We start from the raw sequence: 22,426 nt of genomic DNA, 5'->3' as shown, positions 1-22,426 counted from the left end.
CATTTTTAATGTGGAATACCGCAAAAAGATTACACAAAAGTGTAAAAAACAAAGAGAGAGATGCCAAATTACACAAAAGTGTAATAGGTGATATTTCTATAAGAAGTATTTTTGCCATATAAATCAAGAAACAAAAAGCATTATGGAAAAACAGATTGCAACATTTAAGGACTACGCTATCTTCATGGCAGACAAAACGAGTCTGTTGGAAATAGCACAGTTTGTGGTCAGAGAAAATTACTCCCATCACTTATCTTCATTTACAGAGATTTTATCAACAAAATTATGAAAAACTATCTAAATAAATGTTTTATACCCTGTCTATTGATGTTTTGCTCAACAGGGTTAGCGCAAGAAACAAAGCACCTTGATGAAGTTGTTGTTATGGCATCTCGGACAGTTAATAAACCAGACGGATACATAACCAATCTCAAAGGAATGAACATTGTTAAAGGTAAACCTGCAGCCTCTATACTCTCTTTCCTTCCAAACATTTCATTTGAAGAAGGCAAATTCAAGATAAATGGACTATCTGTTAGTGAAATATATGTAGATGGTGTAAAACTGTCTGACATTTCTGAACTTTATAAGATACCAGGGGAAAGGATTGATAAGGTTGAAGTAAAATACCTTGCTGGTGCAGAAAATAATGCAGCGTTGAGTGGAGGAAGCATTATAATAACTTTACGCCGTCCTAAAAATGGAGGCTTCTATGGTAGTATTATAGGGAACTCCGAGTGGTTTCGATCTTGTGGCTTTGGAAATGAGGATGTAGGATTACTTTTTAATGCCCGCTATAAGAATCTTAGCCTATATGATAATATGGATTTCGGACATAAGAAGATAAAGGAAACTGCAGAGCAATGGCAGGCAGAACAAGATATACAATCATTAATGTCTAATAGTTTAGTTTCCAGCTCTGTTAATTTCAGGAATCGAATCAGCCTTACTCAAGAATTCAAATCTGGAGTTCAGATAGGCGGAAGCTATCTTTATGCCTCTTCAAACCCGTCGCCAACAACTAAAACGTTTGCCAACAACGAATGGACTTCAATTAGCGAGGTAGCGAATATTCATCTGCATGAAGGAACCATCAAGTTCTCCATGCCATTAAATAAAAGAGGAAGTTCTATAGAAGTAACCACCGACTATTTGAATAGACATAGTAACAATAATTCGCTATATTATATTGAAGAGGAAAACACTAACAATATTACGGAACAGAATCAGCTCAACTTATGGAAATTTAAGGCTGATATTTTGTATCCATGTAATCGTTCACTTGTATTTAAATTTGGAACATCTGCCCAATTATTATCTTCACAGTATAGTCCTTCTGGGAATAATATAAGTAATCGTTTTAATACGAGTACAAAGACTACGAAAACCTCCGGTGTGACTCCAATTGTTTATGCTGTAGCACAAGGAAAAATTAGTAAATTCCGATATAGTGCAGGTGTGAACTGGCAACTCAATCATATCGGTTTTAGCGATTTGACCAGCAATATTCATGAACATAACAATCAATGGAGTTTCAATCCTATTATTCAGATAATGATGCCATTTGGAAAAAGGAAAGAACACAGTTTGATGCTTAACTACAAACGAATGATGAGTGACATTCCCTACTCTGCAATATCTTCAGCTATCACGTGGAAAGATGCATATAACTATAGTGTAGGTAATGCAAATCTGAAGGCACCGTCGTCTGATATGCTAATCGTTGGTTTTTCTATGTTTAGAAACAAGGTAACGCTTACTGCTATTTATGCTAACTCGCATAACCGTATCTATTGGCAAACCTTTAATGATGAAAGAAATTCTAACATCCTTTATACAAAACCCATTAATATTTCAGGACAATCTTATTGGGGAACGGGAGCTGAATATATGGAAGCTCCGACTAAATGGTGGAACTTTAAATTCTCAGGACGTGTAGAGATAACCCCTGAAAATTTACAAATAGGTACGGCCTTTTATAACAAGACCCGTTTCAAAGAATACTTCTCTTTTAACAATAACTTTGAATTTACAAATGGATGGGGAGGTATGCTAAATGCAAGCATTGAACCAAAATACCAAACACTTGAAAGAACTTATCATACAGTATATAGTGTTAATGGGAGAATTTATAAATCATTCTTAAATGATAATCTTCAGTTTGCTATTGACTTTACTCCTCTTGCCAATAGACGTAAACTTGATAGACAAATAGGAACAAGCAAAATTACCTATCAAAATACCTCTTCAACTCAGTATGTTGGACTCTCTATTACTTGGAATTTTTCTAAAGGTAAAAAAGTAAAAGTAAATTCTGTAGATGGGATACAAGAATATCATCAGACAAAAGATAACTGGGAATGAAACATTTTTATGGATTAAGCAAGCTGATTCTATGCTGCAAGTTCAACATAGAACTGCAATCCCAAGTGCTGGTGTAGCTTGATAATCTATACCTGAAAACACAGAGGTATTTGGGGACCAGAAGCCCCCATGAGAGGAAAATCAACAAGCAATGTATAAAAATAAGAAAGGGAAACCTCTGTCTCCCAAAGATTAATTAATTTCGCATTGCAATGTACAAACAAACAGTAGTGAATATATATTATAGAGGAATAGCAATAAAGAAAAATAAAAGAGATACGACGCAAGAGAATAAGAGTTGAAAATGAAGAGATCTGGGAAGAGTACTTGCCACAAAGCATCCATAAATGGCGACTATTATCGCTTACTTTGAATGGAGATAGTATCGCCAATGACAACTATAGCTTGTTTGTTCGTTATTGGTTTTAAGAGTAGATGTCTGTTCTCTCGTATGACTGTCTGTGTTGATTCTTCAAAAGGATAACTTTTAAAATGTACAACAGGATAGAAGTTAACAATACCAAGTGCTGTAAAATCATTAAATCCAGGTGTCATAGAAAGATGATTATCCATTTTCTTCGCATACTCTATATTAGGAGCAAAGACCATAGCACCTGCTGATTCTCCAATATACAGTTTCCCCTCCTCTACCTGTTCAACAATTAACCTGTCAGTCCCTGTCCTCCGTAACTCTTGCATAAGAAAGAAAGTATTGCCACCTGTGATATAGATACAGTCACAGTTCCTCAGCACCTCCCTTATCTCTTTCTGTTCACATTGTGTAATTTCTAATTCTTTTATAGTCAATCCGAGAGATACAAGAGCTTCCCTTCCATCTTCAACATATTGATTAAATTCTTCATGAATACTTGCTGTTGGTATAAATGCTACTATCTTTCCATGCAAAGAATTAGGGATACTATGAGGCAAAAGAGCGGCTACCTCAGCAAAATATGAGCATAAAAAGATTTCTTTCATTGTTATTTTGCACTTTAAGGAACAAGATCATGTTTTCTATTTTTTATACTATAAAAGAATTAAAGATGAGAGGTAAGAGCCTTAAATAGGGATTAGCATACTCATCATTTCAACCTCTTCTAATCTAACAAAACGAAAACACTAATATTTTTTTAAGTAAATAACATTATCTATGAGATTCTAAACTAAAAAAAGATTGCGTAATTAGAAGCTCGTTACATCGTTTTATTCTTAAATATCAGACAATAAGTCTATTGAAAGAAGATGCCTGAAAAAAATCAGACATCTTCTTTTATTTCATTGTAAATAGTTTTATCTATTGCATATCGTAAACCACCTGCATCAGCTTTTTGCCTAATGCGTCAGCAGCCTCCATGGTGTTAGCCTCGCTGTAAACACGAATGATAGGCTCTGTGTTTGACTTACGAAGATGAACCCAAGCATCAGGGAAGTCGAGCTTAACGCCATCAATATCAGTTACCTGTACATCCTTCTCCTTTCCATAGAGTTCTTTCACACGTGCAAGAATTGCATCTACATCTGTATCAGGAGTAAGGTCGATACGATTCTTTGCAATGAAATACTCTGGGAAAGTCTTGCGAAGTTCGCTTGCCTTCAGTCCCTTCTGTGCCAAAGAACTAAGGAAGAGCGCAATACCAACAAGGGCATCACGACCATAATGGCTTTCTGGATAGATAACACCACCATTACCTTCACCACCAATAACGGCACCTACTTCCTTCATCTTTGTGGTAACATTCACCTCACCAACAGCAGAAGCATAATACTTACCGCCATGCTTCTCTGTTACATCACGCAAAGCACGTGTTGAAGAGAGGTTGCTAACAGTATTACCCTTCACATGCTCGAGGATATAGTCTGCCACTGTGACGAGTGTGTACTCCTCACCATACATCTTACCATCCTCCTGAATGAATGCCAAACGGTCTACATCAGGGTCAACAACGATACCCAAATCATAACCACCCTTGGCAACCTCGTCCATGATACCTGTGAGGTTCGCTGCGATTGGCTCTGGATTGTGAGCAAAGTCGCCTGTTGCTTCACCATTCAAGAACTTATATTCAACCCCTAAACGATCAAGAAGCTTAGGTAGAATGATACCACCAACAGAATTGATAGAATCAACTACGACACGAAACTTACGATTCTTAACAGCCTCAAGGTCGAGCAATTCAAGGTTCATCACCTCTTCTATATGGCGCTCATCAAATGAATCATCGTCAGTATAACTACCCAAACCATCTACATCTGCATAAACGAAGTCCTCACGCTCTGCAATATCCAAGACCTCAGCACCATCAGCTGCAGTAAGGAATTCACCCTCCTCATTCAGAAGTTTTAAAGCGTTCCAGTGGCGTGGATTATGAGAAGCAGTGATAATAATACCACCATCTGCCCCACTCATGCGTACAGCCAACTCTGTGGTAGGTGTTGTAGCCAGTCCGATATTCACTACATCAGCGCCAATACCCATCAGCGTACCGCATACCACATTTTTTACCATTGGTCCAGAGATACGTGCATCACGACCAACGACAATCTTTAATTTCTTTCCTGGGTGCTTGCGAGCAATGAAAGTTGCGTAAGCAGAAACGAATTTAACAATATCCAGCGGGTTCAGTGTATCCCCCGCACGACCTCCGATAGTACCACGGATGCCGGAAATAGATTTAATAAGCGTCATACTTAAAATATGTTTGAAGGGTATTCCCCTTATTGTTTTCTTATATTGTTGTCCTTTCTCGTCTTTCTAATCCCCCTCGCCACATTGTATTAAAGTCCTCGTTGGAAAGTAAGGTCATAGAAACAAGGGTAAACAGATTGTGAAGCATTAATCTGTCCTTGCTGTGAAGGAACAATAAGTCTTACGTGTGACAGCTTTGAGTCTGCTCTAACTAATCTGCCCAAACCGATGTAAGGCATTGGAACCAACCAACCATTAGGAACGGAAGTACTCTGATAAACCTCATACATCACACTTGACAAAGGGTCGAAGGAGGCTGTATAAGTACCACTTGTGTTTGTTACAGACATCTTATCAACCTTCGGTCCAAAGACAAGATACTGATTTGACAACTGAACAGTGTCCCTAAGAAGATTACGTTCAGTAAAACGGCAGAGGACAGTCGCAGTCTCTCCTTTTTTAATCACTTCGCCAGTTCCCTTCTCAACAATCTGCATATAAACACCTGTATTAGGGAAGAGAACATACTGATTCTTTGTTGTGTCTGTCGTGTTCCCTTGTTTTGTGAATTGCGCTTCAGTAATTACATTTATTCCTTTCTTAACAATAAATGCGTGAATAGCATCGTTCTCTCGCTCTAATTGGTCTGCATAGGTCTCAGACTTATTACATGAACTAAATGCCAGCACCACTGCCAACACTACAAGGAGAAAATTTATCTTCTTCATTTATGCTTTCTTTTTAATATATTGTGCAAAGATAAGAAAAGTATTTAGAAAGGGGAAATATGTAACAAGAAAATATATTAATCTATTCAATATATCTGTCTAATCCTTTTAGAATGACGAAAAGAATACAACCGTATTTACCTTTTTTTAATCATTTATAAGTGGTCACCTTAATCATGTAAGGTTAGCATCATTATTTCATTGTACAGAAAGGGCCGATGTCAGAGTAGTTGAGGAAGATTCTCTTTCACAAACTCTTCTCCCAAACGGAACCCTTCTTCATATAGCGCTTCAAGTTTCTCTACATCTTTCTCCATCCGTCCGACAACTACTGGTGCCACTGGACGAATAACAAGTATCTTCCCTTGTTCTTCTAACTCATCTACCAAATCGAGCTGACGGTTATATGCTTCTATTCGATGGCTCAGAGCAACACGAAGACGTGGGTAATTACGATAGATAAACTTAGGCTGTTTATAGTCACGCCCGGTATCTCTCCAACCCTTATTACGCGTACTAATAACGACATTGGTAGTGTGTCCTGTTTCTATAGAACGGAGAACAGGAATAGAGTCAACAATCCCACCATCTAACAAATCCTTACCATCTATCGTAACCATCTTACTTACATAAGGAAGACTTGAAGATGCTCGTGCTAACTCATTGAGTCTCTGTTTGTCTCCTGATGCCTCCGTAAGATACTCAGCAAAACCAGTCTGACAGTTTGTGACCACCATTTCAAATACATCACCATTCTTACAATTACGGAAATATTCCTCATAATCAAATGGAATAATCTCATAAGGGAAACGGTGGTAGAGTAATTCAGGATCAAAGATACATCCCTGCGTAACGAGATAACGCAATCCTATGTAATCATATTTGGCAAGCATATCAATGTTAGAGATGCGTGCACGACGTGGCTGACGACTGGCATACGACAAGCCGTTACACGCCCCTGCAGAGACAGCAACGGTGTAATGAAAGTAGAGCTTATACTTCATAAAAGCATCCAACACACCAGAGGTAAAGACGCCACGCATGCCTCCCCCTTCTAACACTAAGCCTGTATTCCTATCTATTTGCATAAAATCTCGTTAAAAAACAACTGCAAAGTTAATAACTTTCAAACAAAAATAACTATCTTTGCAATCAAACCAACTAATAATTGAAATATGTTTAACAAAGAAACCTATGTAAAGCGCCGTGCAGAGCTAAAGAAGCTTGTTGGGAAAGGTATTATTATCCTTTTTGGCAACAACGAGTCGCCTGCAAACTTTCCTGCGAATGGATATTATCCTTTCCGTCAGGACTCATCATTCCTCTATTATTTCGGTCAAAAACGTGACGGATTAGTTGGTGTTATTGATATTGACAATGACACCGAGACTCTCGTTGGCGATGATATTGATATTGACGACATTGTTTGGTATGGTAGTGTTGACTCTGTAAAAGATATGGCAGACGCTGTGGGCGTAGCTAACACCGTCAACATGAAGGGATTGAAGACTATCTGCAACAATGCACTAAGAGAGCATCGTAAGGTTCATTTCTTACCACCTTATCGTGCTGACATCATGATTCAAATCTTTGATCTTTTTGGTATTCACCCAAACCAGCAGAAAGAGTCAGCAAGCATGGACCTTATTCATGCGATTGTTAAGATGCGTTCTGTAAAGACACAGGAAGAAATCGAAGAACTGGAGCGTGCTGCTGTTATTGGACATAAGATGCACACTACTGCAATGATACTGGGCAAGCCTGGTGTGACAGAGCTGTTCGTCGGTGGTCAGGTTAGTGGTATTGCCAACTCATACGGCTCAATGGTATCATTCCCTACTATCTTCACCCAGCATGGTGAGATTATGCATGGTAATCCTTCAATGGCTGTATTGGAGGCTGGTCGCCTTGCTCTCTGTGATTGTGGTGCTGAAACCATCAACCACTACTGCTCTGATAATACCCGTACATTCCCTGTAAGTGGTAAATTCACTCAGAGACAATTGGAGATTTATAAGGTGGTAGAAGAGTGCCACGATGCAGCATTGAAGCTTTCTAAGCCTGGCGTTAAATATATGGATGTTCACTTTGCAATCTGCCGCATTCTCTTTGACCGAATGAAAGAGCTTGGGTTGGCTAAGGGCGACACCGATGCTGCCGTTGCTGCTGGTGCTCATGCTATGTTCTTGCCTCATGGCCTCGGTCACATGATGGGTATGGATGTTCATGACATGGAGTCATTCGACCAGATTAATGTGGGCTTTGATGAAGAGACACGTCCTAACCTTGAGCAGTTTGGAACAAACTGTCTACGTATGGGTCGACGCTTGGAAGAAGGCTTTGTTGTTACCGATGAACCAGGTATCTACTTTATCCCAGCATTGATTGATGAATGGCGTGCAAAGAAACATTGTGCTGATTTCCTCAACTTTGATAAGTTGGATGAGTACAAGGACTTTGGAGGTATTCGTCTTGAAGATGACCTTCTCATTACCAAGGATGGTTGCCGCTTCATTGGCAAGGATATTATTCCTTATCATCCACAGGATGTTGAAGATTTCATTGCAGCAAACCGAAAGTAATAAAACATTTTAATTAATATTTACATCAAGGTTGCCGCAAGAGTATCACTCACAACGGCAACCCGATTTATAAGGAACAACTTATGAAAAAAACTTTAGTAGTAGCATTGTTCGCTTTGCTTGCGTTAGGTGCTAATGCCGCAGACAAGAAAGAGGGTGCAACCTCAAACAAGCCTGTTTTCACAGTAGTAAAGCAAAATCCAATTACAAGTATCAAAGACCAAAACCGTTCTGGTACGTGTTGGGACTATTCAACTCTCAGTTATTTTGAGGCTGAGATTTTGAAGAAGACTGGTAAGACTTACGATCTTTGTGAGAGCTTTGTAGCTAATAAGACATATATGGATCGTGCTATCCAAGTAGTACGTTTGCATGGTGATTGCCAGTTTGCTCAAGGTGGCTCTGCATACGATGTATTGCACACCCTTGAGACTCATGGTATTTGTCCAGAGAGTGCTATGCCATTCCCAGGCTCACTCTATGGTGATTCATTGAACAATTTCAATGAGTTCTTCTCATTGTTAGAGCCTTACGTAAACAGTATTGCACGCAACAAGGCAAACAAGATTTCAGGTCAGTGGAAGCAGGGCTTGCAGGGTATCCTCGATGCTTATCTTGGCAAATGCCCAGAGACATTCACTTACGAAGGCAAGCAGTACACTCCAAAGAGCTTCGCAGCAAGTCTTGGTTTGAACTGGAGTGACTATGTAACCATTACTTCTTACACACATCACCCATTCTACTCACAGTTTGCTGTTGAGGTACAGGATAACTGGCGCAACCCATTGTCTTATAACCTCCCAATGGATGAGATGATGCGTATCATTGATAACGCTGTCATGAACGGCTACACTGTAGCATGGGGTGGCGACGTTAGTGAGCCTGGTTTCACTCGTAAGGGTTTGGCTTACATGGTTGACGGTAAGAAGGTTGAGAGCATGAAGGGTAGTGATATGGCTCATTGGCTCGGTCTTTCTGCAGCAAAGAAGAAGGATATCATCGACTCACTCGGTGTAAACGTACCAGAGGTTGTTCCTACACAGCAGCAGCGTCAGGATCGTTTCGATAACTGGGAACTTACTGACGACCACGGTATGCTTATCTTCGGTATCGCTAAAGATCAGAATGGTAAGGAATATTACATGGTAAAGAACTCATGGGGTGAGACTGGCGATTACAAGGGTATCTGGTATATGAGCAAGAATTTCATCGCAGCTAACACCATGGACTATATGGTAAACAAGAATGCTATTCCTAAGGATATCCGCAAGAAGATGGGTCTCTAAAAGAATAAAACAAGTTGAATTGATAACAAAGAACAAGCCTTACTGATATTATCATTTCAACAATCTATAAATCATAAACAATCCCGCTCTAAGCAATTTGAGCGGGATTGTTGTTTTATTATCAATTGAGCTAATTAGCCTAATAGGGTTAATATCATAAAAAAAACAGAACCAAATAATACGCCACATAACATTCTCATTTGGCTTTTTTTTTGTACCTTTACGGACAGAAATAAAAACAACTTAAAATGCAATTTAAATGGAACTACATTCCACCTACAGAGACTCAGGACAATGCAGCTAAAGACTTAGGAGAGAAGTTAGGTATTAGCCCTATTCTTGCTTCACTGCTGATACGTCGTGGTATAACGACGGAGAGTGCTGCAAAACGGTTCTTCCGTCCTCAGTTGGCAGACCTCATCAACCCTTTCTTAATGAAGGATATGGATGCTGCTGTCGACCGTCTCAATGATGCTATGGGGCATAAGGAGCGTATTCTTGTCTACGGAGACTATGACGTAGACGGCTGTACAGCTGTAGCGTTGGTATATAAATTCTTACGACAATTCTATTCAAACATCGATTACTACATCCCCGACCGCTATGATGAGGGTTATGGAGTGAGCAAGAAGGGAATAGACTTTGCCAAAGAAACTGGAGTTAAACTTATTATCATCCTCGATTGTGGCATCAAAGCAATCGAAGAGATAACCTATGCCAAGGAACAGGGAATAGACTTTATCATCTGTGACCACCATGTTCCTGATGAAGAGATGCCTCCTGCAGTAGCTATCCTTAACCCAAAACGACCAGATGACACTTATCCTTTCAAAAACCTTTGTGGTTGTGGTGTAGGTTTTAAGTTCATGCAAGCATTTGCAAAGAACAACAATATCCCCTTTTCTCGACTTGTTCCCCTACTCGATTTCTGTGCTGTCAGCATTGCAGCCGATTTAGTTCCTGTAGTAGACGAAAATCGTATTCTTGCCTTCCACGGACTGAAACAGTTGAATCAAAACCCAAGTCTCGGATTGAAAGCCATTATAGATATCTGTGGATTGAATGGTCGTGAATTATCTATGAGCGATATTATCTTCAAGATTGGACCACGTATTAACGCCAGCGGCCGTATGGAGAATGGCAAGAAGAGTGTTGACCTACTTGTTGAAAGAGAATACAGTCTGGCATTCGATCAAGCAAAGCATATTGACGAATACAACGAACAACGAAAGGATGTAGACCGTCAGATGACAGAAGAGGCCAACCAGATTGTTGCTCGTTTGGAGAGCCAGAAACACCAATCAAGTATCGTCCTCTATGATGAGCATTGGAAGAAAGGTGTCATAGGTATCGTTGCCTCTCGTCTGACTGAAATCTATTTCCGTCCGACAGTAGTCTTAACACGTGACGAGAACCTTGCTACAGGGTCTGCACGTAGTGTAGCTGGTTTCGATGTATATGCAGCGATTAAGAGTTGTCGTGATTTATTATTGAACTTTGGTGGACATACATACGCAGCCGGACTAACTATGAAGTGGGCAGATGTAAAGGAGTTCCGTGAACGCTTCCAAGCCTACGTAGAACAGCACATTGAGCCTGAACAGCGCGAGGCAATCCTCGACATCGATGCTGTTATCGACTTTAAGGATATAACCAAAAAGCTACACACTGATTTGAAACGCTTTGCCCCATTTGGTCCTGGCAATCCCAAACCACTCTTCTGTACGTTAGATGTTTACGACTTTGGAACAAGTAAGGTTGTAGGACGCGAGCAAGAGCATATCAAGTTAGAACTGGTTGACTCTAAATCCAACAACGTAATGAATGGTATCGCTTTCGGACAGAGTGCTTCAGCCCGTTACATCAAATCAAAACGCTCGTTTGACATTGCCTACACGATTGAAGATAACGTCTTTAAGCGTGGATCTGTTCAACTGCAAATAGAAGATATCAGACCTACTGAGGATTGCTAACAATTGTATTGATCTGTATTATTTGTATCAACAATAAGGACTATCAACCCTAAAGTCCAAAAGCTCAAACCTCAATGTTCATCGTTCAAAGCATGTAGTTTAATGTCTTATCTCGACATTCTTCATCAATATTGGGGCTATCCTGATTTCCGTGGTATTCAGAAGGACATCATCGAGAGTATCGGTTCAGGAAAGGATACCTTAGGACTAATGCCAACAGGAGGAGGAAAGTCCATAACTTTCCAAGTACCAGCATTAGCCCAAGAAGGAGTGTGCCTGGTCATTACTCCTCTTATTGCGTTGATGAAAGACCAGGTTGACCATCTCCGTCAACAAGGCATCACTGCTGCTGCTATTTATTCTGGCATGCGCCATGATGACATTGTATCAACCTTGGATAACTGCTCTTTTGGAGGTATAAAGTTGCTTTATATCTCTCCTGAGCGTATAGGGTCTGACCTTTTTCAAACAAAACTACGACACATAAAAGTGAGTTTCATCACTGTTGATGAAGCCCATTGTATCAGTCAATGGGGTTATGACTTTCGCCCTTCGTACTTACAGATTGAGAACATCCGAAAGTTAGTACCTGATGCACCTATCCTTGCCTTAACTGCAACAGCTACACCAGATGTCGTTGATGATATTCAAGACCGCTTAGGATTTAAAGAGAAGAATGTCTTCCGAATGAGCTTTGAGCGTAAGAACTTAGCTTATGTCGTACGCCAAACTGAGGACAAAGATGCCGAGATGGTACATATTCTGCAATCCTTACCCAAGACAGCTATTGTCTACTGCCGTAGCAGAAAACGCACAAAGGAGATTGCAAAGATGCTCACAGAACATGGTATCTCGGCTACATGGTATCACGCAGGCTTAGAACCTGGTGTTAAAGACCAACGCCAGAACGACTGGCAGACTGATAGGATACGTGTCATGGTTGCGACGAACGCATTTGGTATGGGTATTGACAAGCCTAACGTACGTGTAGTTATCCATATTGATTGCCCGAGTTCATTGGAGGCTTACTTCCAAGAGGCAGGTCGTGCAGGTCGTGATGGTAATAAGGCATACGCCGTTCTACTTTATAATGGCAATGACAGACGCACACTGCAGAAGCGCATCGAAGATACCTTCCCACCTAAAGACTATATCCAAACAGTCTATGAACACTTAGCCTACTTCTATCAGATAGGCGTTGGGAGTGGCTACGGATGTATATTTGAGTTTCCGATTGACAAATTCTGCAATACTTTCAAGCATTTTCCCATACGTGTTAACGCAGCATTGACCATCCTTCAACGAGCAGGATATATTGATTACGAACTTAACCCAGACACTAAGGCACGTGTTCGCTTCCTTCTCAATAGGGATGAACTTTACCGATTAGACTCGCTGAGCGATAAAGAAGACGATATCGTAACAGCACTACTTCGCAATTATGGTGGACTCTTCTCCGACAATGGCTACATAGATGAAAGTTATCTTGGACAGGAAGCTGGGTTGGATAGAAACCAAACCTACATGATACTCACCAATCTTAGTAAAAAACGTATCATCAATTTCATCCCTCGTAAGAATATACCACTTATTAGCTACACACAAGATCGTATTGACGGTGTTGATGTTGTTCTTAGTAAAGAGGTATATGAAAATCGAAAAGAAGAATTTATCAAACGCATCAACTCTGTTATCAATTACGCACAAAATGAGCGAGTGTGTCGCAGCAGACAGCTACTTTCCTATTTCGGAGAAAATAAATCAACCGACTGCGGACAATGTGATGTCTGCTTATCGCATACCAAAGAAGATGATACGAACGAGAAAGAACAAATCAGAAAACAACTGCTGACACTCTTAGAAGATGGGCATAAGCATGCTATTACAGAGATTCGTCAACTGAATGATGATTGGGACCTTGTTCAGCAGGTTATGCGAGAGATGATTCTGGAAGAGGAGATCCTTTTGGATGGAAGTTTCTTATTTCTACCCTAAAAGATTTGGTCTTCTGATACATGGATTAATGTGGTAGGTCTCAACACATCTCGGTTTATTGGAGTCCTCACTAATTGGACTAAAATTAAAGCTGAAATACAACGTTTATAACAAATTTATTTTTAAATTCATTTGCTGTCATTTTAACATTTAGAACTAACTCATTGCAATCTAATTAGTTAGATACTCATAAAGCATGACAGATGTGACAGGAAAAATTATTTTGTAGATACAGCCTACTTATTGTAGGCTCGCATCAGTAAGAACCAACAGCTTCTCGTTGGTTCTACTAATATTTGATTGGCATCAAACAAACTGAACTCTACAACGACAAACCTCTACTTCTGCGCTGTCTCTATTACTCTTGGTTATTCTAACATCAAAATCAGTATCTGAATCCCGACCCTCTCGATAGAAGTGGAGTCTATCTCCTTGATGAGATTCTGCTACGTATGCTATCTCAAAACGCTTGATACAATGCTGCTTATACCAAGCTACGTCCCACAGATCTAATACATGCTCTATGTACTTGACTGAGTTTATATGCCCATTGATATCTACATCATTATAATAAGTGTCGATTGAACGGATTGGAGTTGCACCAACTGATAGCTTCACACGTGAAGACTTTTCTATCGGACAAGGATATTCGGTTTCTATATACTCAGTTATCAAGCCGCCACGAACGGCAAGTATGTCGGCAGGATGACGTGTATCAAGGTCTATCATGGCCCACACACTCTTTCCGTAACCATAAACATGCCCAGACTCCCCGACTATCTTAAAGTTACGGCTTGTAAAAGACCTCAGAGCACTGTCCACCCAAGTCTCTACGAAAAACTTATCGTAGGCCTTCGGCATGTCCTCCACCTCAATAGCCAAGCGACTCAACACCCACGTCTTATTGACAGTATTGAGATAATTCATACCATAACCACGATCATTACTATGGAAATCAGCAGCATTCAACAAGTGATTGCCTAAGTGACCCATAAACAAATGATTGGAAAAGTCGCAATGAAACGGCTCAGCCAAAAACTCATATCTTCCTATCTTTGATAACTTTTCCATATTACACTTATCTTACACGAACATTTACTTTATGCATTTACCAATGCCTAACTTATTATTATAACGGAAAAATTGTCATTATATTCTATGTAAGCAAGAAAATCTGAAGACTCGTAGTTGCCCTTAGTAGAAATGAATCGTTATATCTAAAGAAGGCACACTCCACTTCTTAGGGAACAGTTCAAACATTTAACCTCACTCTTCATGAGGATTAATAGGATTAAGAAAAATCATTACACATAGTCGAGCAGAACACCCCTTATGTTGGGGTATAATATCCTTTCAGATAAAATTCGTAACACACATTGTATCAATATGTTACATATTGCATTAAAGAAGACGCCCTTCTTGAGGCAAGAAGGGCGTCTTCATCACCCAAGAAGAGCATGTTCTTGAATACTGTTAGGCCTCTTCTTCTATCTAAAAGACCATGTATTACTCTCTTGAGAGTCAAAAAAAGTTTACGTTAAGACAATGGATAGGCCCTATATATAGATTCTATTTGCGTGCAAAATTCAATGCTTCTCTGTGGAAGAAGGACTTTCCCGCTCGATAAGATGACATATATGAGACATGTTAAGTGTGTTGTTTCTCACAGAGATCGCACTATATGACAAGCAGTAAGTTGATTACGAAAAAGCAAAATAAAAAGGGATGCACCCTAAAGATGCATCCCTTATTGTTATTGTTTGAAGGATTGTCCTTCTTAACTTACTCGTTTAGATTACTTTACGTAAACAACTGCAAGACGGTTAGAAGTTACACCCTGTACACCCTTACCAGTTGCCTCGTCAACGATAACGCCACGACCCTTGAGGTAGTTAGCAACTACGTCAGCACGAGCCTGTGAGAGACGATCGTTAAGTTCCTTAGAACCCTCTGGAGAAGCTGTACCAACAACCTGAACGTGAACACCCTCCTTAACGTTGTTAAGAGCAGCCTTAGCGTCGTTTGTAAGAGCAGACTTACCCTGAGCGAATGTTACGAATACGAGGTCAGATACAGTGAACTCCTTAACCTTAACAGAAGGAACTTCCTTAACAACCTCCTTAGTGATAACCTCTGGCTTACGGTTGCGGAGCTCGTTGATCTGAGCGTTCAAAGCATCGATCTCTGCCTGGTCACGTGGAGTAACGATTGTGAAGTTGTGTGTACCGTTAGAGTTAGCAAACTTGTAGATGAAACCAGCATTCAACTGAACGAATGAGTTGTTGATGTTGTAAGCTGGCTGACCTGCCTGTGAAGCTGCCTTGTAACCATACTCCTGATGATCAGCTAAAGCTACTGGATTCAAAGCATTACCAGTTGCAACTAATTCCTTGTTCTTTGACTGACCCAAGAATGCGAAATTGATAGAAGGCTCTACGTAGAACTGGAACTGCTTCTCTGAACCGAAATTGAAAGCGAAATCAAGAGCTGCCTTTGAAGTCATACGGTTACGGTTGTCAGCAGTAGCATCTTTGAATGCCTTGTTGCTTGTGAATACGTGCATCCAACCAAGACCATAGAGTGCACTAACCTCGAATGTACGTGGCTCACCCTTGTAACCACCGAACCAGTTGCTAAGGTTTACAGTACCGAGCAAGCTTGCGTTAGTAGCGCGAACTACAGTACCTGTAGAAGTCCAAGGCTTGTTAGAGAAGTATGCATTACCCTCAATAGCCAAACCGAATACTGGAGTGAAATAACGACCGATACGGATTCCAGCGTTTGGATCGAGGTCGCTCAACCACTTATGACCAGTTGTCTTTGTTGCAACACCACCGTTAATACCAACGTAGATGTTATCAAATGTCTTGCTCTCTGCTACAGTCTGAGCAGAAACAGATGCTGCCATAGAAGCAGCAGCCAACATTAAAACTAACTTTTTCATTGTTTTCTCTGAATTAATTAATATTTGTAAAATCTATAATGTCAGTGTCTTAAACTCGCTGCAAAGTAATAAAAAAATAATGAGACAGCCAAATTTTTTTAGATAAAAAATGCACAGGCCCCTATATTATGAGCATAAGAAACCATAAAGATGGAAATATTGAACAATGTTATATATCTTTTATCTTATTGTAACATAATAACATGTGAAACAATAGGGCTATATCACATATATTGTAGGGAGAACCCTCTTCAATACCGAAAGCGATATTTCAAAATTATTGGAAGTCCACAAAGTGGTTCGAACAGGCCCTTATCGTTTGTTTCACTCACGGCTATCGAAAGTTCTACCTCCAACTTTCTGCAATCATGCGAACACTCTACAAATATGATTCTATAAGTTGATATGAATCCTGCTAACTTGTAACACCAAGCAGCGGATTGCCATAATAGACTTCTACCTGTTGTTAGAAGATTGCTTGCATGCTAATGAGAAGCTATTAGCATGATAACAGAAACAATATCTGTTCAGCCCTCAACGACAAATACAAGAAGACACAATCTTGAAGGATAAGATGTTTTCTAAAGAAAAAGGGACCCGTAGCATCACTGCTTAGGTCCCTTAAACAAATTAGAGAGTTATAAAAAATCAGGTTAAATTCCTTTATTATAACAATAGTTACTATTGTTGTTTACCACTTAATTATTGCTGAGTAATGATTTTCATTCCCTCTTCCACTGCTTCCATATTTAGTGGGATGAGGTTATGATGGCGTTCAGGAAGACTCTTGAAGAGTGCCTTCTTTAGTCCATCAGTGCTGACAACAGGGCAAACCTTAAGCAGACCACCCAGAACAATCATATTAAACACTTTTGCATTCTTCATCTCAGCAGCCTTATCCATAGCATTAATGCGATAGATGGTGATGTCCTTACGCGTAGGAGGATTGAATACTCCATAACCATCATAGATAAGAATACCACCTGGCTTAACCTTTGGTTCAAACTTATCAAGCGAAGGTTGGTTCAGAACAATCGCAACATCATACTTACTAAGGATAGGAGAAGAGATGCGTTCGTCGCTTACAATAACAGTAACGTTGGCTGTACCACCACGCTGCTCTGGTCCATAAGCAGGCATCCATGTTATCTCCTTATCTTCCATTAGTCCCGAATAAGCCAAGATCTTACCCATAGAGAGTACGCCCTGACCACCGAAGCCACTAATAATTATCTCTTTTTTCATTTTACACCTTATTTATATAGGGAAGGATTAAAGACCTGTAGTGTCTTTCAAATCACCCTTTTCATATTCAGGGAACATATTCTCACGCATCCACTCGTTAGCCTTAACAGGAGAAAGCTTCCAACCACTGTTACAGGTTGCAACAATCTCTACTAATGAGCTTCCCTTTCCTTGCATACTTGCCTCAAATGCTTTACGAATAGCACGCTTCGCTTTATTGATTGAAGCAACGGTGTCAACACTCTGACGAGTTACATAGCAGGTTCCTTTCAAGTGACTTGCTAACTCCGTAATGTTCAGATTATAGCCATGCAGTTCTGGTTCACGACCGTATGGACAAGTTGCAGTCTTCTGACCCATAAGCGTAGTAGGCGCCATCTGTCCACCTGTCATACCATAAATGGCATTATTAATAAAGATGATAGGAATATTCTCGCCACGGTTCAAAGCATGGATTGTTTCTGCTGTACCAATACAAGCGAGGTCGCCATCACCTTGATAAGTGAAGACCAAACGGTCCTCCCAAAGGCGCTTAATACCTGTTGCTACAGCCGGAGCACGACCATGAGGGGCCTCCTGCCAATCGATATCAAGATAACGGTAAGCGAACACAGCACAGCCTACAGGGCATACGCCAATCGCCTTATCACTCATTCCCATCTCTTCGATAACCTCTGCAACTAACTTATGAACCACACCATGAGAACAACCCGGACAATAGTGCATCGTCGTATCGTTCATCAATGTTGGCTTCTTATACACCAGATTCTCAGGTGAAATGATATCATTTGCCATAATATACGTCCTCCCTTCTTACTTTACTAACTTTTCCTTGAGTGCCTTGACTATCTCTTCAGGGTCAGGAACGATACCACCTAAGCGACCAAAATGCTCTACTGGTAAAGCTCCGTTGATAGCCAAACGAACATCTTGTACCATCTGACCTGCATTGATTTCACTAACCAATACACCCTTCTTACCCTTGCATAACTCTGCAAGTTGCTTGCTTGGGAAAGGCCACAAAGTAATAGGACGGAACAAGCCGACCTTCAATCCCGACTCACGAGCCAGCTCAACAGCCTTCTCGCCAATACGTGCTGCACTACCGAAACTAACGATTACATAGTCTGCATCTTCGCATTGCTGCGTCTCAAAGCGTACCTCATTCTCACGAATCTGACGATACTTCTCCTGTAAGTGGAGGTTTCTCTCTTCCATTATCTCTGGCTTCAATTCCAAAGAGGTAATGATATTTGGTTCACGACCAGCGGTACGTCCCATTGAAGCCCATGGGCATTCCTTACGGACTTCTTCCTCTGTACGACGTGGCTTCTGCGGTGGAAGGACAACCTTCTCCATCATCTGACCAATCACACCATCAGAAAGAATCATTGCAGGATTACGATACTTGAATGCTAACTCAAATGCTAAGTCAACAAAGTCAGCCATCTCCTGTACTGAGCTTGGTGCCAATACAATCACATTATAATCGCCATTACCTCCTCCACGTGTCGCTTGGAAATAATCACTCTGACTTGGTTGGATTGTTCCAAGACCTGGTCCACCACGCTGAACGTTTACAAAGACGCCTGGAAGTTCGGCACCTGCCATATAGCTGATACCCTCTTGCATTAAAGCTACACCAGGTGATGAAGAACTTGTTAGCACACGCTTACCAGCACCAGCACCACCATATATCATATTGATAGAAGCCACCTCGCTCTCAGCCTGAAGAACAACCATACCCGTTGTCTCCCATGGCTTCAATGCTGCAAGTGTCTCTATTATCTCACTCTGAGGAGTGATAGGGTAACCGAAATAGCCATCAGCGCCACAGCGGATAGCTGCATGAGCGATAGCCTCATTACCCTTCATTAGTTTTACATCTTGTTCTGCCATAAATTATTCCTCCACTTTTTTACGATAGACCGTGATACAGCCATCAGGACAAACCGTAGCACAAGCAGCACAACCGATGCAATCATCTGGTCGTGCAGACTCTGTATACGGATAGCCGTGGACATTTACTTTTTTCTGAGCCAATGCAATAACATCCTTGGGACATGCAACGATACACAACTGGCATCCTTTGCATCGATCTGTGTTTACTACAATGGCACCTTTCATCTTGCTCATAGTTTTTGTATTTTAAGGATTATACGCATCCTTGTTATAGAAGTTGAGAATATTCTCCAGCATCTCTTTTGCGATTACTGCTGGAGAATCAGGGTCCAACTCGATAGCCTCCATATAATTAGCTAAGGCTTCCTGCCAGTCGCCTCTCTGTCGGCATTCATTACCTCGTTGGAAGTATTCTTCTGCTGTCATCTACTTATAATATTCTTTCTTGCCTGCCGCAAGTGTATTTTTCATCAGTGAGCAGATGGTCATAGGACCAACACCACCAGGGACAGGAGTTATGAAAGAGCAAAGAGGAGCAACCTCATCAAATTTCACGTCACCACACAGTCTGAAACCACTCTTGCGTGTTTTGTCTTCTACACGTGTCGTACCGACATCGATAACCACTGCACCAGGCTTCACCATATCAGCTGTTACAAATTCAGGTCTGCCAATAGCTGCAATAATGATGTCTGCCTCTTGGCACTCTTTCTTCAAATCCTTTGAACGAGAGTGACATACTGTTACCGTCGAATCACCATATTGTTTCTGCATCATCAGCTGTGCCATAGGCTTACCAACAATATTGCTGCGGCCTAAGATGACACATTTCTTACCAGAAGTCTCAATATGATAATGCTGCAATAAGGTGAGGATACCCAATGGAGTAGCTGAGATAAAGCAAGGTAAACCAATCGCCATACGACCCACATTGATAGGATGGAAGCCATCCACATCCTTGCGATAGTCGACAGCCATAATAATCTTCTGCTCGTCGATATGCTTTGGCAAAGGAAGCTGAACGATGAAGCCATCAACATCTTCGTCTTTATTCAGCTTATCCACACAAGCCAAAAGCTCTTCTTCTGTAACATCAGCCTCAAAACGAATGAGTGTAGACTTAAATCCACACTGCTCGCAGGCAATGACCTTATTCTTAACATAGGTTTCACTTCCGCCATCGTGTCCCACCAATACAGCAGCCAGATGAGGTTGTTTACCACCCGCGGCAACAATGGCCTTCACTTCTTCGGCAATCTCCTGCTTTATTGCAGTTGCTGTTGCCTTTCCGTCTATTAACTGATATTCCATAGTAATGATATTATTTAATGAATATGTGTTTCTTACATCTTCGGCATCTTTGGCATACCCGGCATACCTTTCATCTTGCCCATCATACCAGCCATCTTCGAGCCAGTAACCATCTTCATCATCTTACGAGTCTGGTCGAACTGCTTAATGAGTCGGTTTACCTCTTGTATATTGGTACCAGAGCCCTTTGCAATACGCTGACGACGGGAGTTATTGAGCAATTCTGGGTTCGTGCGCTCCTTCGGTGTCATACTCTGGATAATAGCCTCAATACCCTTAAAGGCATTATCGTCGATATCAACATCACGGATAGCTTTGCCTACACCAGGAATCATAGAAGCAAGGTCTTTCAAGTTACCCATCTTCTTGATTTGTTGTATCTGGTTATAGAAGTCGTTGAAATCAAATTGGTTCTTCTGTATCTTCTTCTGCAGACGCTTTGCTTCTTCCTCATCGAACTGCTCCTGCGCACGTTCTACAAGTGAGACAACGTCACCCATACCTAAGATACGATCGGCCATACGACCTGGATGGAACACATCAATAGCCTCCATCTTCTCGCCTGTACCAATGAACTTGATTGGCTTTGTGACGACAGTACGGATTGATAACGCCGCACCACCACGCGTATCACCATCAAGCTTTGTGAGAACGACGCCATTAAAATCCAAACGGTCATTGAACTCCTTGGCAGTATTCACTGCGTCCTGACCTGTCATTGAGTCAACAACGAACAGAGTCTCGTCGGGATGAACATGATTCTTGAGACTCTCAATCTCATTCATCATCTCTTCATCAACGGCCAAACGACCGGCTGTATCGATGATAACTACGTCATTCCCCTTTGCCTTTGCTTCTGCAAGTGCATGATCAGCAATCTCGTTTACATTCTTGTTCTCTGGTTCGCTATAGACAGCTACTCCCACCTGCTCTCCAACGACCTTCAACTGGTCGATAGCTGCAGGACGATAGACGTCACAAGCAACCAACAAAGGATTCTTATGTTCCTTTGTTTTAAGCATGTTTGCCAACTTTCCAGAGAATGTAGTCTTACCAGAACCTTGCAAACCACTCATAAGAATGATTGAAGGACGACCTGACAAATTCAGACCAACAGCCTCGCCACCCATCAATTCTGCCAACTCATCATGTACTATCTTAACCATGAGTTGTCCAGGCTTAACGGCTGTAAGCACATTCATACCTAATGCCTTCTGCTTTACAGTATCTGTAAACGACTTAGCTACTTTATAGTTAACATCGGCATCAAGAAGTGCTCTACGCACGTCCTTCAAGGTTTCTGCTACATTTATCTCTGTTATCTTTCCTTCTCCCTTGAGTATCTTAAAGGAGCGTTCAAGACGATCACTTAAATTTTCAAACATTGCTTTAAAAGTAAACTTATATATT

19 protein-coding genes are annotated in these 22,426 nt (G+C 40.9%); 6 read left to right on the top strand and 13 right to left on the bottom strand.

Annotated features, from left to right (window positions below; genetic code table 11):
- Positions 1-142: 142 nt before the first annotated feature.
- Together AXF23_RS16140 and AXF23_RS13055 are read left to right on the top strand one after the other, a co-directional pair.
- Positions 143-289 (top strand): hypothetical protein, encoded by a 147-nt coding sequence (locus AXF23_RS16140; RefSeq protein WP_199222198.1) that lies wholly within the window; start codon positions 143-145, stop codon positions 287-289.
- Positions 286-2,364: an outer membrane beta-barrel family protein gene (locus AXF23_RS13055; protein ID WP_107625597.1), complete on the top strand. Its 2,079-nt coding sequence runs from the start codon at positions 286-288 to the stop codon at positions 2,362-2,364. The genes AXF23_RS16140 and AXF23_RS13055 overlap by 4 nt, the downstream gene beginning before the upstream one ends.
- 357 nt (positions 2,365-2,721) lie before the next feature.
- Here AXF23_RS13055 and AXF23_RS13050 read toward each other — a convergent pair whose 3' ends face one another.
- From AXF23_RS13050 to AXF23_RS13035, 4 genes are all read right to left on the bottom strand, one after another.
- A complete protein-coding gene (locus AXF23_RS13050) occupies positions 2,722-3,342 on the bottom strand; it encodes a Type 1 glutamine amidotransferase-like domain-containing protein (protein WP_009012044.1) in 621 nt (206 codons plus the stop codon).
- A 316-nt stretch (positions 3,343-3,658) separates the two neighbouring features.
- Entirely contained in the window at positions 3,659-5,050 is a 1,392-nt protein-coding gene (gene glmM, locus AXF23_RS13045; protein WP_107625596.1) for a phosphoglucosamine mutase, read from the bottom strand.
- A gap of 89 nt (positions 5,051-5,139) precedes the next feature.
- On the bottom strand, positions 5,140-5,778 hold the full coding sequence (locus tag AXF23_RS13040; protein ID WP_009012046.1) for a DUF4827 domain-containing protein: 639 nt from the start codon (positions 5,776-5,778) through the stop codon (positions 5,140-5,142).
- Positions 5,779-5,999: 221 nt separating this feature from the next.
- The gene (locus AXF23_RS13035; RefSeq protein ID WP_089365864.1) at positions 6,000-6,866 is read right to left on the bottom strand and encodes a patatin-like phospholipase family protein; all 867 of its coding nucleotides are present in this window, start codon (positions 6,864-6,866) and stop codon (positions 6,000-6,002) included.
- A gap of 87 nt (positions 6,867-6,953) precedes the next feature.
- Between AXF23_RS13035 and AXF23_RS13030 the strand changes: the two genes are divergently transcribed.
- The 4 genes from AXF23_RS13030 to AXF23_RS13015 all read left to right on the top strand — a co-directional run bounded on the left by AXF23_RS13030 (position 6,954) and on the right by AXF23_RS13015 (position 13,614).
- Complete coding sequence (locus AXF23_RS13030; protein ID WP_107625595.1) at positions 6,954-8,360, top strand: aminopeptidase P family protein; 1,407 nt, start codon at positions 6,954-6,956, stop codon at positions 8,358-8,360.
- An 83-nt stretch (positions 8,361-8,443) separates the two neighbouring features.
- Positions 8,444-9,646, top strand: coding sequence for a C1 family peptidase (locus AXF23_RS13025; RefSeq protein ID WP_107625594.1), 1,203 nt, complete (start codon positions 8,444-8,446; stop codon positions 9,644-9,646).
- A gap of 248 nt (positions 9,647-9,894) precedes the next feature.
- The gene (recJ, locus tag AXF23_RS13020; RefSeq protein ID WP_009012050.1) at positions 9,895-11,619 is read left to right on the top strand and encodes a single-stranded-DNA-specific exonuclease RecJ; all 1,725 of its coding nucleotides are present in this window, start codon (positions 9,895-9,897) and stop codon (positions 11,617-11,619) included.
- Between the two features lie 102 nt (positions 11,620-11,721).
- On the top strand, positions 11,722-13,614 hold the full coding sequence (locus AXF23_RS13015; protein WP_107625593.1) for a RecQ family ATP-dependent DNA helicase: 1,893 nt from the start codon (positions 11,722-11,724) through the stop codon (positions 13,612-13,614).
- A 306-nt stretch (positions 13,615-13,920) separates the two neighbouring features.
- On the opposite strand, the gene AXF23_RS13010 is transcribed toward AXF23_RS13015, so the two are convergent.
- From AXF23_RS13010 to ffh, 9 genes are all read right to left on the bottom strand, one after another.
- A complete protein-coding gene (locus AXF23_RS13010; RefSeq protein ID WP_107625592.1) occupies positions 13,921-14,685 on the bottom strand; it encodes an acyl-[acyl-carrier-protein] thioesterase in 765 nt (254 codons plus the stop codon).
- Positions 14,686-15,409: 724 nt separating this feature from the next.
- Complete coding sequence (locus AXF23_RS13005) at positions 15,410-16,558, bottom strand: OmpA family protein (protein ID WP_199222197.1); 1,149 nt, start codon at positions 16,556-16,558, stop codon at positions 15,410-15,412.
- Between the two features lie 702 nt (positions 16,559-17,260).
- Complete coding sequence (locus tag AXF23_RS13000) at positions 17,261-17,803, bottom strand: 2-oxoacid:acceptor oxidoreductase family protein (RefSeq protein WP_009012055.1); 543 nt, start codon at positions 17,801-17,803, stop codon at positions 17,261-17,263.
- Between the two features lie 27 nt (positions 17,804-17,830).
- Complete coding sequence (locus AXF23_RS12995) at positions 17,831-18,598, bottom strand: thiamine pyrophosphate-dependent enzyme (protein ID WP_089365871.1); 768 nt, start codon at positions 18,596-18,598, stop codon at positions 17,831-17,833.
- Between the two features lie 18 nt (positions 18,599-18,616).
- Positions 18,617-19,702, bottom strand: coding sequence for a 3-methyl-2-oxobutanoate dehydrogenase subunit VorB (locus AXF23_RS12990; RefSeq protein ID WP_107625590.1), 1,086 nt, complete (start codon positions 19,700-19,702; stop codon positions 18,617-18,619).
- 3 nt (positions 19,703-19,705) lie between these two features.
- Positions 19,706-19,939 (bottom strand): 4Fe-4S dicluster domain-containing protein, encoded by a 234-nt coding sequence (locus AXF23_RS12985; protein WP_004360126.1) that lies wholly within the window; start codon positions 19,937-19,939, stop codon positions 19,706-19,708.
- 12 nt (positions 19,940-19,951) lie between these two features.
- The gene (locus AXF23_RS12980) at positions 19,952-20,131 is read right to left on the bottom strand and encodes a tetratricopeptide repeat protein (RefSeq protein WP_107625589.1); all 180 of its coding nucleotides are present in this window, start codon (positions 20,129-20,131) and stop codon (positions 19,952-19,954) included.
- Complete coding sequence (gene folD, locus AXF23_RS12975; protein WP_107625588.1) at positions 20,132-21,016, bottom strand: bifunctional methylenetetrahydrofolate dehydrogenase/methenyltetrahydrofolate cyclohydrolase FolD; 885 nt, start codon at positions 21,014-21,016, stop codon at positions 20,132-20,134.
- A gap of 32 nt (positions 21,017-21,048) precedes the next feature.
- Positions 21,049-22,401 carry a signal recognition particle protein gene (gene ffh, locus AXF23_RS12970; protein ID WP_089365908.1) on the bottom strand — a complete coding sequence of 451 codons (1,353 nt, stop codon included), beginning with the start codon at positions 22,399-22,401 and terminating at the stop codon, positions 21,049-21,051.
- Between the last annotated feature and the right edge of the window lie 25 nt (positions 22,402-22,426).

Origin of the sequence: Prevotella sp. oral taxon 313 (genome assembly GCF_003043935.1) — a bacterium.
GTDB classification, from domain to species: Bacteria; Bacteroidota; Bacteroidia; order Bacteroidales; family Bacteroidaceae; genus Prevotella; species Prevotella jejuni.
This window is presented reverse-complemented; position numbering and strand designations above follow the sequence as displayed.